Here is a 12,796-nt window from a genome sequence, read left to right as displayed (position 1 = left end):
AAGAACGAGTATGACTGCTTTATTTATAATTTTAGTATTAGTATTTATAACAATTGCCATCTGGCAAATGGTTAAGATTTTTGATCTGGCTCAAGTGGGATTAGAACAAAACGACCAAATTGCTACAGATAAGGACAATACTTTGAATGGTTATCTGATGATAGGATTCTTAGCTTTCATTTATATCATTACAATTGTTTGTGTGGTTAAATGGGGAGATTTGCCTTTATTATCTAATTCGGCTTCCGAGCATGGACCTGGAATAGATAACTTAATGATAATCTCTTTAGTGCTTATTTTTGTAGTTCAAACTATCACTCAATTTTTACTTCACTATTTTGCTTTTAAATATAAAGGTGAAAAAGGTCGTAAAGCGTTATTCTTTGCAGATAACAATACCTTAGAAGCGATCTGGACCATTATTCCAGTAATTACTTTGGCGGGTTTAATTATCTACGGATTATTTACTTGGACAAGTATCATGAATGTGAGCGAAGATGACGATCCAATAGTTATCGAGTTGTATGCACAACAATTTAACTGGAAAGCACGATATGGTGGAAACGATAATACATTAGGTAAAGCTAACGTAAGATTAATCGATATCGATAAAGCCAATATCTTAGGTTTAGACGAATCTGATCCGAATGCACAAGACGATATTATTACTTCAGAATTATATTTACCAGTAGGTAAGCCAGTATTATTTAAAATGCGTTCTCAAGACGTATTACACTCGGCTTATATGCCTCACTTTAGAGCACAAATGAACTGTGTTCCTGGTATGGTAACTCAATTTGGATTTACACCTTCAGTAACGACTGCAGAGATGCGTCAGAATCCAGATATCGTTGAGAAAGTAAAGAACATTAACGACATTAGAGTTGAGAATAGTAAGGAATTAGTTGCTAATGGTGAAGACGCCTTAGATGCGTATGAGTTTGACTATTTATTGTTATGTAACAAGATTTGTGGAAAGTCGCACTATAACATGCAAATGAAAATTATTGTAGTAACCCAAGAAGAATATGACGCTTGGCTTAAAGAACAAAAGATTTTCAAAAATTCGTTAGTACAAAATTAATTCAATCCAAAAGATTTAAAAAACCTAAAATAGATTATGTCAGCACACGCAGATACTCACGTTCACGAAGACGACCACGGACATCATCATAAACAAACGTTTATCACAAAATATATATTTAGTACAGATCATAAAATGATCTCTAAACAATTTTTGATAACAGGAGTTTTTATGGGAATAATAGGGATCCTAATGTCTATTATGTTTCGTATGCAAATTGCATGGCCAGGAGAACCTAATGTTTTATTTGAAATGTTATTAGGTAAATGGGCACCAGATGGTGTTATGGATGCCGATATATATTTGGCATTAGTAACTATTCACGGTACTATAATGGTATTCTTTGTACTAACTGCTGGATTAAGTGGTACGTTTAGTAACCTTTTAATTCCGTTGCAAATTGGAGCTCGAGATATGGCTTCAGGATTCTTAAATATGGTTTCTTACTGGTTATTCTTTATCTCTAGTATTATCATGTTATCCTCTTTATTTGTTGAAGCTGGACCAGCTGCAGCAGGTTGGACAATCTACCCTCCATTATCTGCTCTTCCTATGGCATCTAGTGGTTCTGGAATGGGAATGACACTTTGGTTAATTTCTATGGCTTTATTTATTGCATCATCACTTATTGGTTCATTAAACTATATTGTTACAGTTATTAACATGCGTACTAAAGGTATGTCTATGACTAGATTGCCATTAACTATTTGGGCATTATTTGTAACTGCAATTATTGGTGTAGTTTCTTTCCCAGTATTATTATCTGCTGCGTTATTATTAATTATGGATAGAAGTTTTGGAACATCATTCTTCTTATCAGATATATTTATTCAAGGTGAAGTGTTACATTACCAAGGAGGATCACCAGTGTTATTCGAACACTTATTCTGGTTCTTAGGTCACCCTGAAGTATATATTGTAATTTTACCTGCAATGGGATTAGTATCAGAAATTATGGCCGCGAATTCTCGTAAACCAATTTTTGGTTACCGTGCCATGATTGCTTCAATCTTAGCGATTGCATTCCTTTCAACTATTGTATGGGGTCACCATATGTTCGTATCAGGAATGAATCCATTTTTAGGTTCTGTATTTACATTCACAACTTTATTAATTGCGATTCCATCTGCTGTAAAGGCCTTTAACTGGATTACAACAATTTGGAAAGGGAACATACAAATGAATACGGCCATGTTATTTTCTATAGGTTTCGTGTCTACTTTCATTACAGGAGGTTTAACTGGAATTATTTTAGGAGATAGTGCGTTAGATATTAATGTTCACGATACATATTTCGTTATTGCTCACTTTCACTTGGTAATGGGTATATCTGCACTTTACGGAATGTTTGCTGGTATTTACCACTGGTATCCAAAAATGTTTGGTCGTATGATGAACAAAAACTTAGGTTACGTTCACTTTTGGATCACTGCAATTTGTGCTTACGGGGTTTTCTTCCCAATGCACTTTATCGGAATGGCTGGTTTACCAAGACGTTATTATACAAACTCAGCTTTCCCATTATTCGATGATTTAGCCGATGTTAATAAGGTGATCACCATCTTTGCAATTGTAGGGGCAATATTCCAAATCGTATTCTTGTATAATTTCTTTGCAAGCATCTTTATTGGTAAAAAAGCAACTCAAAACCCATGGAGATCTACTACTTTAGAGTGGACAACTCCTGTAGAACATATTCACGGAAACTGGCCAGGAGCAATTCCTACAGTATACCGTTGGGCTTACGATTATAGTAAACCTGGACACGATGTAGATTTTGTTCCTCAGAACATTCCATTAAAAGACGGAGAAGAAGAGTTACAACACTAAACGTAATTCGTCAACATATAAAAAAAGCCTTTTCATTTCGTTTGAAAAGGCTTTTTCTGTATATTTTAGAGTCGTAATTAAAGTATGAAGAAAATTTTATCCATTGTAGGAGTCCTTTTAATCATTGGTGTTTATGTATACGAACAATATTTAGATACCGAACATTCCACTTCAGTTGAAGCACCTTATGGTCAAGAAGAGAATTTGCGTAGTAAAAAAGATAATGCATTTTACTTACCTACATCTACTACGGGTGCCATGGTGTACCATAACAACTATACCTTGTCTTATAGTGAACAGCATGAACAAGCCGAATGGGTAGCCTATTTGCTAAAGAAATCTGATATTGTATATACCAAAAGAAAGCGTCCTTATTTTAATGAGGATAAATCGGTAAAAACCAAGTCTGCAGATTGGCGTAGTTATAAAAACTCGGGCTACGATAAAGGTCATTTATGCCCAGCAGGCGATAGACGAAAATCTGTTGCCTCGTATAACGAAACGTTTTTAACAAGTAATATTGCTCCTCAGAATCACGATTTTAATGCAGGGATCTGGAACGATTTGGAACAAACGGTACGTACTTGGGCAAAATCTTATAACGATGTATATGTTGTTACTGGTGGTATATTGGAAGGGAATTTAAAAACCATAGGAAAAGATCGCGTTTCTGTACCTAATTACTTTTATAAGATTATCTTTAATGACCGTGGAGACGCGTCTAAAATGATAGGATTCATTATCCCGAATAGATCAAACGCAAACCAATCTTTACAAAGTTATGTGGTATCGGTGGACGATATTGAGGCTAAAACGGGTATCGATTTCTTTCCGAAATTGAACGATGCCTTAGAGAACCGTCTTGAAGGTTCAATACATACTTCTGATTGGCGATTTAGATAAAGGGTTTAATATTTCCAATCGGCTTAATTAATCATTTACTTTGCTTTTTTATAAATTATGAACGAAAACTTGAATCCAGAAAAAGAACATATCTCATCTGAAGATATGGATGTCGAAAAAGCATTAAGACCCTTATCGTTTGATGATTTTGCTGGGCAAGATCAGGTACTAGAAAATCTTAGCATTTTTGTGGAAGCATCAAACCGTCGTGGTGATGCGTTAGATCATACCCTATTTCATGGTCCTCCTGGACTTGGTAAGACTACTTTAGCGCACATTTTAGCAAACGAGCTTGGTGTTGGTATAAAAGTAACTTCCGGGCCTGTTTTAGATAAGCCTGGTGACTTAGCTGGCCTGTTAACCAATTTGGATGAACGCGATGTATTATTCATTGACGAAATACATAGGTTAAGTCCTATTGTAGAGGAATATTTATACTCTGCAATGGAAGATTATAAGATTGATATCATGATAGAGTCTGGGCCAAATGCAAGAACGGTACAAATTCATTTAAATCCGTTTACCCTTATTGGTGCCACTACACGATCTGGTTTACTAACGGCGCCTATGCGTGCACGTTTCGGAATTAGTAGTCGACTGCAATATTACTCAACCGAATTACTATCAACTATCGTTCAACGGAGTTCAGAAATATTAAATGTTCCTATGGATATAGATGCCGCGATAGAAATTGCGGGTCGAAGTCGTGGAACTCCCCGAATAGCAAATGCGTTATTACGTCGTGTGCGTGATTTTGCCGAAATTAAAGGCAATGGAACTATAGATTTAGCCATAGCCAAATTTGCATTAAAAGCTTTAAATGTAGATGCTCACGGCTTAGACGAGATGGATAATAAAATTCTGACAACCATTATAGATAAATTTAAAGGTGGACCTGTGGGAATTACAACCTTGGCAACTGCGGTAAGTGAAAGTGCCGAAACAATTGAAGAAGTTTACGAACCTTTTCTTATCCAGCAAGGGTTTATAATGCGTACACCACGTGGTCGAGAAGTTACCGAAGCAGCCTATCTGCACTTAGGGCGTACCAAAGGTCCTGTACAAGGTGGCTTATTTTAAATGATGGCTTATGTACGTTAAACTTAAGCAGGCGGTTAAACAGATTATTCCTGAAAAATGGTTACAAAAGCATCAAGATACATTACGTCCTTTTGTTGCCATGTTTTATAAAGGGAATCGCTTCAAGTGTAATGTTTGTGGTTTTAAAATGTCCCAATTTATCTCTTTATATGATGGGAAAACCTTGTGCCCCAATTGTGGGAGTTTATCACGCACAAGACGTTTATGGTCTATTATAGAACATGAGTTGTCTGATAAAAAGGTACTCCATTTTTCACCGCCAAGAGTACTATCCAAAGTCCTAGAGAACCTTAAAAATACGGATTATGAACCTTCAGATTATATGGGGGAATTTCAAGCAAAAAGACAATATAACATCGAAGCTATCGATGCGCCCAATAACACTTATGATGTAATTATATGCTACCATGTTTTAGAACACATAGAACAAGATGTTCAGGCAATGACCGAATTATATCGTATTTTGAAACCGCAAGGCAGGTGCTACATTCAAACGCCTTTTAAATCTGGAAATATTTATGAAGATAAAACCATTGTAACGCCTTCGGAAAGATTAAAACACTTTGGTCAAGAGGATCATCTTAGAATATATTCTGTAGACGGTTTAAACAGCAGATTAAAATCTGTTGGTTTCAATACAACTGTGAATAATTTCTCTTCAGAATCACAAAATTACCATGGGTTTAATACAAAAGAAACCGTAATTGTGGCTCAAAAGATTTAGAACGATAATGGATACTAAAACAAGACACACAAATATTATTAAAACCGAAGCCAAACGCCTCGGTTTTTTGTCTTGTGGTATTAGTAAAGCAGAATTTCTAGAAGTTGAAGCGCCACGATTAGAGCATTACCTTAAACAAAATTTTCATGGTGAAATGCAGTACATGGAAAATCATTTCGATAAACGTCTCGATCCAACAAAATTGGTAGAAGGCTCTAAGTCTGTTATTTCGTTATTATTAAATTATTATCCGCATGAACTTCAACCGGAAGACACATTTAAGCTATCTAAATATGCTTACGGGATGGATTATCATTTTATTATAAAAGAAAAGCTTAAAGAATTACTATATACTATTCAGTCGGAAATAGGAGACGTTCACGGACGTGCTTTTGTAGATTCTGCTCCGGTATTAGATAAAGCATGGGCTGCGAAATCTGGTTTGGGGTGGATTGGTAAACATAGCAATCTGCTTACAAAAGAAGTCGGTTCGTTTTATTTTATAGCTGAATTGATTGTAGATTTAGAATTGGATTACGATGGTGTAACCACCGATCATTGCGGTACATGCACAAAATGTATCGACGCATGTCCAACCGATGCCATTACAGATCCCTATGTTGTAGATGGCAGTAAATGTATTTCGTATTTTACTATAGAATTAAAAGATGCATTGCCCGAAAGCGAAAAAGGTAAATTCGAAGATTGGATGTTCGGTTGCGATATTTGCCAAGATGTGTGTCCGTGGAATCGTTTTTCGAAGCCACATCAGGAACCTCTTTTTAATCCGCATCCCGAATTACTAGAAATGAGCAAAAAAGATTGGGAAGAAATTACCGAGGACACCTTCAAAAAAGTGTTTCAGAAATCGGCTGTTAAGCGTACTAAATTTAAGGGGTTAACGCGGAATATCGATTTTTTGAAATAATTTGTATTCCTATTGAAAGGTTTGTGGATACACACGACTAAAACTAATTAAAACGTATAAAATGATAAAAGCATCTAAACTCTTAGGTTTATTTTTGGTATTAAGTTTTGTAGCTTGTAAAGAGACCGCAAAAAAAGAATCGGCATCTACTACCGAAGTAGAAACTGCTGTAGCAACATATAATATTCCAGATTCTTGGATACAAAAAAGAGTGGACGCCGCTAATAAAAGATTGAATGCTACAGAAGCAGGTAAAGTGTTATGGAGCGCTATGGAAGCTCATGGAGGCTTAGAAAACTGGTACTCTAATGGTTATTTTTCTTTTCATTTTGATTACAAGCCTTTAAATGGTAAAGGAATTAGAGATTCTTACCAAACCATAGATACTTGGAGTAATAAAGCCAGACATAACAGTATTACCGACCCTTCAAACACGTATGGATGGGATGGAGAAGAAGCTTGGGTAAAAGCAAAAGACAGTACATCTTTTGAATACGATACTAAGTTTTGGGCTTTAACACCACTATATTTTTCGGGTCAGCCTTTTGTGCTAGATGGAGAAGGGGTAAACCTAGAATTATTACCAGAGGTAGAATTTAAAGGTACGTTACAAAAAGTGGTTAAGGCTACTTATGATGCAGGTGTGGGATCTGCTCCAGACGATTATTACATTTTGTATATAAATTCGGAAACCAATTTGCTAGATGCTTTTAAATACATTGTGTCTTATCCAGAGTATTTTCCAGAAGGCGGACATGCACCTGAGAAAATAACAGTGGTTCAAGGAACAACTACGGTAGATGGCATTGTTTTAGCCACAGGATTTAAAACATATTGGTCTGCAGAAGCTAAAGATGGATTAGGGGAATATATTACAGATATAACTGTGAGTGATATAAGTTTTTCACCGACAGTAGAGGATAATTTCTTTTCGAAACCAGAAGATGCTAAAGTTTTAAATGACTAAGTGTAGTTAGAAACAACACCTTATAAAATAACATAAACGCCTGAGAATTTAAATTGTAAATTCTCAGGCGTTTATGTTTTATGGATATAATAGCGTACCAGGTTTTCCAATATTAATGGGTTGAAATCCGAAATCATCTGTTTCAAAAGAATTAGTTTTAAAAATATTACTTCCTTGACCAGGAATTTCTGGGTAATAAGATAAGGATAACTGAAATGAACTAAACACCAAATAATCGTTTCGTATTATAAAACCTACGCCAAAAGAAGAGTGTAATTTACTATCCGATAGCGACGTTTGCTGGCCTCCAATGGTACCTGCTGTGAAATTTAAATACGGATTTAGCCTAAAACCTAAAAGATTCCAAGGTGAATAGAATTGAGTTTGCATTGCTAAAAGTACTTTTTTCGTACCATAAATATTGGCATTAAAACCAGGAATACCTGCGGTGTATGTGTCTCGCAAATAATAATTTCGATCGAATCCAAAGGGTTCTACATTTTCATTTAAAGACACCCGATCTGCTATTGAATTGAGTCTATCAAACCCCAAAATAATTTGTGGTCTTATAAATTGTCTCATTTTCCATTTCGAACCTAACGGAATTAAATTTGTAAAATAGGACGCTCCAAAATTAATCGTGGTTTGTTCTGCTCTAGAATGGTTAAGAAATGTTTCGGCACCCACAGTACCACTTAAATACCCCCATTTAAAGTACTCTGCAATGGTAAAATTGGTACCCAAATAGTAACGGTTTTCTTCGTTTTTGCGCTGATATCCCGAGGTAATAGAGGTGACTAAGCCAATTGGGACATCTTCTATTATTCCATCTCTAAATATAAAACGGTCTTGCACGTACTGTCTAGAAGCAATCGCCACACTTCCTAGGTAAAAATTCTCGTTCGAAAAATAATTAATAGAGTCGTATGCTTTAGAAGGAGACTCCTTGTACGCAACATTAAGATAACGTACAGAGGTAATTAAATTTGTTGTACGTTCTTCAATCGATTTTCCCTTAAAAATATTAAAGGCGTGACCCGCCCAAAAATCATTAGTTCTGTATTTAAAATTCTCATAACTCAATTCATTTTGAAAATCTGGTAGTGAATCTTTTCTAAACTGTTCATCTATATAAATACCACCGGCCCATTTTGTTAATGGCGAGTAAAAGGTTCTTTCTATATTAAGTTTTTTTTGATAGAAGCCTTCAGTATCTAAATTGTAATAAATTTCCGATCTAACAAAAGAGTTTTTTATGTTTGGAACAACATAGTTAAATCTGTAACCTGTATTGTTATTGCCATACCTTTTTTCGATGGCATTGTTAAATTCATGTCCGAACCCTAAAAAGTTACGTTCGTTAAGAATTACCCGAGTTTTAGATGTCGATATAGAACCTTTTACAATAAAACTCCAAGAATCTAAAACACGGATTTTAACATCGACAGAGTCGGAGGTTTGACTTGCTTTTTTGGCATCAATTTTCACACTTCTAATAAAGCTTTGAGAACGTATTAATCGTTCAGATTCATTTAAAAGTAAGGTGTCTAAATCTGTTTTTTCTTTAAAGAGTAAAATATTCCGAATAGCAAAATTTTTAGATTTAATGTGGGCCTTGTTACCAAATTCATCGATCCATTTATCAGGAGTCTTGGTCGAATCGGTTGCCGAATACCCAAAAGGGTCTAATGTTTCAATAGTAATGCTTCTAATGGGATGGCCATGTAGCGACAAATATTCTTTATCTATACTCTTTTTATCTGCTTTCTTAGGCGTCTTCCTATTGGGAGTTTTAAAAATGAGTTTATGTATCGCCTTGGTGAATTTTCTTTCTCTAGAATATGTTTTAATTTTCTCATAAATCTGAGTACTATCTTTTGCTTTTACTTGAGCATTCGCCGAAAAACTCAGGAACACCGTAAACGCTATTAGATATAAATATTTTATACTCATTGATTATTCGAACAATTAATTCTGAAGTTATTTAAATTAGGGAATATATCTAGAAAATTCCGGTAAATTTAGTCGCTTTTCGGGTTTTATTTGACTTAAATCGCATTGTTTTTTGCCTCATAACGTTTGTGCAGTAGCTTTTATTAGCACAACTATAGAATACTAATATCCGTTACCTCTTATAAAATACATGTGAATAGTGTCTACACTAATTTTATTAAGGTGTTTTGTGATTTTTGTTAATTAATTGTTTGTATTCTTAAACATTGACCTATATAATGGTAAATTAATAAAACTATATCGTTTGCGTGAAAAATAGATTAGAGTTTCACATATAGGATTATTACATTTGTTAGGCAATAACAATTGAAATTATGAGTAAACAAAGCAAGAAAAGTGAAGCATTAATTTACCATTCCCACCCCACACCAGGGAAAATAAAAGTTGTTCCAACCAAAAAATATGCTACCCAAAGAGACTTAGCATTGGCCTATTCGCCAGGAGTTGCAGAGCCTTGTTTAGAAATAGCAGCAAATAAAGAAAACGCATATAAATATACTACTAAAGGGAATTTAGTAGCCGTAATTTCTAATGGTACTGCCGTTTTAGGATTAGGAAATATTGGTCCAGAAGCCTCTAAACCAGTAATGGAAGGTAAAGGATTATTATTTAAAATTTTCGCAGATATCGATGTGTTCGATATTGAGGTAGATACCGAAAATGTAGAAGAATTTATACAAACGGTTAAAATGATTGCTCCAACCTTTGGAGGAATTAATTTAGAAGATATTAAAGCACCTGAAGCTTTCGAAATCGAACGTCGTTTAAAGGAAGAGTTAGATATTCCTGTAATGCACGACGATCAGCATGGTACAGCAATTATTTCGGCAGCTGCATTAATTAATGCTTTAGAAATTACCGAAAAGAAAATTGAAGATGTTCGAATCGTAATTAGTGGCGCTGGAGCTGCTGCTATTTCGTGTACACGTTTGTATCAAGCCTTTGGAGCCCGACGCGAAAATATTGTAATGTGCGATAGTAAAGGTGTAATCCGTAAGGATCGAACCAATTTAACTTCGGAAAAAGCAGAATTTGCTACAGACCGTAATATCGATACCTTAACCGATGCCATGAAAGATGCCGATGTACTTATTGGTTTATCTATGGCCGATGTGGTAACACCAGAGATGTTGTTAATTATGGCCGACAATCCTATTGTGTTCGCCATGGCAAATCCAGATCCAGAGATTGCTTATCAATTAGCAATAGATACGCGAGACGATATTATTATGGCAACAGGACGTAGCGATCATCCTAACCAAGTTAATAATGTTTTAGGTTTCCCTTTCATCTTTAGAGGTGCTTTAGATGTTCGTGCAACAAAAATTAATGAAGAGATGAAAATGGCCGCAGTTGTCGCTTTAGCCGAAATGGCTAAAGAACCTGTGCCAGAACAAGTAAATATAGCATACGGAGAAACCCGTTTAACATTTGGTCGAGATTATATCATCCCAAAACCATTCGATCCAAGGTTAATTTCTAAAATTCCACCTGCAGTAGCAAGAGCCGCTATGGAAAGTGGTGTTGCAAAGAAACCGATTTTAGATTGGAATGATTATGAAACGGAGTTAGAAGGTCGATTAGGTACAGATAATAAATTAATTAAATTATTATTTAATCGTGCTAAAATGAATCCGAAGCGTGTTGTTTTTGCTGAAGCAGATAAAATTGAAGTTTTAAAAGCCGCACAAATTGCACTAGAAGAAGGAATCGCAATTCCTATTTTATTAGGACGTCGCGAAACTATTCTTGAGCTTATGGAAGAATTGGAATTCGATGCAGAAGTAGAAATTATTGATCCGAAATCCGATCACGAACATAAACGTAAATTGCGTTACGCAAGAGTGTATTGGGAGCAAAGAAAACGTCGCGGTGTTACCTTATACGCTGCCGAAAGTTTAATGCGTGAGCGTAATTATTTCGCTGCTATGATGGTTAATGAAGGCGATGCCGATGCCTTAATATCTGGATTCTCTAGAGCTTATCCAACCGTGGTAAAACCCATGTTAGAAGTTATTGGCATGGCAAAAGGGGCAACCCGAGTGGCTACAACCAATTTAATGATGACACAGCGTGGTCCTATGTTTTTTAGCGATACAGCTATAAATATAAATCCAGATGCAAAAGATTTAGCTACAATTGCTAGAATGACAGCAACGGCAGTAAAGATGTTTGGTTTGGAACCTGTAATTGCCATGACGTCGTATTCTAATTTTGGATCGTCTAATAACGACGGTGCTTCAAAAATTCGCGAAGCCGTTTCGTATTTACACAGACAGTATCCTAAATTAATAGTAGACGGAGAAGTGCAAACAGATTTTGCGTTAAACAACGAATTACTGCAAGAAAAATTCCCGTTCTCTAAATTAGCAGGGAAAAAAGTAAACACACTTATTTTTCCAAATTTAGACGCCGCAAACATTACTTATAAAATGCTTAAAGTATTAAACAATGCGGAATCTATTGGTCCGATAATGTTGGGAATGCGTAAACCTGTTCATATTTTACAATTAGGAGCTAGTGTAGACGAAATTGTAAACATGACGGCAATTGCTGTGGTAGACGCCCATCAGAAGTCAAAACGCTAAAAATAATGCGTCATACAGAATGATTTAAAATGTGAAAAAAAATGTTACATTTGGAGTTATAACAAAACAAGCAAATGATTTCACATATTCATGGGAAATTGGTAGAAAAGAACCCTACAGATGTCGTTATAGACTGTAATGGAGTAGGTTATTTTTTAAACATTTCTTTGCATACATATTCTCAAATTCCTGATCAGGAAAATATAAAACTATATACTCAACTTTTAGTAAAAGAAGATTCCCATACTTTGTATGGGTTTTCTTCTATTGCTGAACGCGATATGTTTAAACTGCTTATTTCTGTAAGTGGTATTGGAGCAGGTACGGCACGTACCATGTTATCGTCTTTAACCCCAAAGCAAGTTCGAGAAGGAATAGCTAAAGAAGACGTTGCTTTAATTCAATCTATTAAAGGGATTGGTGTAAAAACAGCACAACGTGTTATTATAGATTTAAAAGATAAAGTTTTAAAGATTTACGAAATTGATGAAGTTTCTGTGTCTACAAGCAATACCAACAAAGATGAAGCGTTATCTGCTTTAGAAGTTCTTGGTTTTGTTAAGAAGCAAGCAGAACGTGCTGTCGATAAGATTGTTAAGGCAGAGCCTGATGCATCGGTAGAAACCATCATAAAACAAGCTTTAAAAAATTTATAATA

General features: G+C 35.3%; 10 protein-coding genes. 9 read left to right on the top strand and 1 reads right to left on the bottom strand.

What is annotated here, in order from left to right:
- Positions 1 to 10: 10 nt before the first annotated feature.
- The 7 genes from ACKC83_RS03505 to ACKC83_RS03475 all read left to right on the top strand — a co-directional run bounded on the left by ACKC83_RS03505 (position 11) and on the right by ACKC83_RS03475 (position 7,537).
- Positions 11 to 1,084 (top strand): cytochrome c oxidase subunit II, encoded by a 1,074-nt coding sequence (locus tag ACKC83_RS03505; RefSeq protein ID WP_434037043.1) that lies wholly within the window; start codon positions 11 to 13, stop codon positions 1,082 to 1,084.
- A gap of 36 nt (positions 1,085 to 1,120) precedes the next feature.
- Positions 1,121 to 2,914 carry a cytochrome c oxidase subunit I gene (locus tag ACKC83_RS03500; protein ID WP_414036590.1) on the top strand — a complete coding sequence of 598 codons (1,794 nt, stop codon included), beginning with the start codon at positions 1,121 to 1,123 and terminating at the stop codon, positions 2,912 to 2,914.
- Positions 2,915 to 2,998: 84 nt separating this feature from the next.
- A complete protein-coding gene (locus tag ACKC83_RS03495; RefSeq protein ID WP_434037042.1) occupies positions 2,999 to 3,817 on the top strand; it encodes a DNA/RNA non-specific endonuclease in 819 nt (272 codons plus the stop codon).
- Positions 3,818 to 3,874: 57 nt separating this feature from the next.
- Positions 3,875 to 4,897 (top strand): Holliday junction branch migration DNA helicase RuvB, encoded by a 1,023-nt coding sequence (gene ruvB / locus ACKC83_RS03490; protein WP_434037041.1) that lies wholly within the window; start codon positions 3,875 to 3,877, stop codon positions 4,895 to 4,897.
- 10 nt (positions 4,898 to 4,907) lie between these two features.
- On the top strand, positions 4,908 to 5,642 hold the full coding sequence (locus ACKC83_RS03485; protein WP_434037040.1) for a class I SAM-dependent methyltransferase: 735 nt from the start codon (positions 4,908 to 4,910) through the stop codon (positions 5,640 to 5,642).
- Positions 5,643 to 5,649: 7 nt separating this feature from the next.
- Positions 5,650 to 6,570, top strand: a complete 921-nt coding sequence (gene queG / locus ACKC83_RS03480) for a tRNA epoxyqueuosine(34) reductase QueG (protein ID WP_434037039.1) — start codon at positions 5,650 to 5,652, stop codon at positions 6,568 to 6,570.
- A gap of 61 nt (positions 6,571 to 6,631) precedes the next feature.
- Positions 6,632 to 7,537: a hypothetical protein gene (locus tag ACKC83_RS03475; protein ID WP_434037038.1), complete on the top strand. Its 906-nt coding sequence runs from the start codon at positions 6,632 to 6,634 to the stop codon at positions 7,535 to 7,537.
- A gap of 78 nt (positions 7,538 to 7,615) precedes the next feature.
- On the opposite strand, the gene ACKC83_RS03470 is transcribed toward ACKC83_RS03475, so the two are convergent.
- The gene (locus ACKC83_RS03470) at positions 7,616 to 9,490 is read right to left on the bottom strand and encodes a hypothetical protein (RefSeq protein ID WP_434037037.1); all 1,875 of its coding nucleotides are present in this window, start codon (positions 9,488 to 9,490) and stop codon (positions 7,616 to 7,618) included.
- Between the two features lie 374 nt (positions 9,491 to 9,864).
- Between ACKC83_RS03470 and ACKC83_RS03465 the strand changes: the two genes are divergently transcribed.
- Both ACKC83_RS03465 and ruvA read left to right on the top strand, forming a co-directional pair.
- The gene (locus tag ACKC83_RS03465) at positions 9,865 to 12,138 is read left to right on the top strand and encodes an NADP-dependent malic enzyme (RefSeq protein WP_414036597.1); all 2,274 of its coding nucleotides are present in this window, start codon (positions 9,865 to 9,867) and stop codon (positions 12,136 to 12,138) included.
- A gap of 74 nt (positions 12,139 to 12,212) precedes the next feature.
- The gene (gene ruvA, locus ACKC83_RS03460) at positions 12,213 to 12,794 is read left to right on the top strand and encodes a Holliday junction branch migration protein RuvA (protein WP_414036598.1); all 582 of its coding nucleotides are present in this window, start codon (positions 12,213 to 12,215) and stop codon (positions 12,792 to 12,794) included.
- The last annotated feature ends 2 nt before the right edge of the window (positions 12,795 to 12,796 follow it).

The sequence above is a fragment of the Formosa bonchosmolovskayae genome, from assembly GCF_051016085.1.
Classification (GTDB): domain Bacteria; phylum Bacteroidota; class Bacteroidia; order Flavobacteriales; family Flavobacteriaceae; genus Formosa.
The sequence above is the reverse complement of the archived record's forward strand: the minus strand, read 5'-3'. Positions and strand labels throughout refer to the sequence as shown.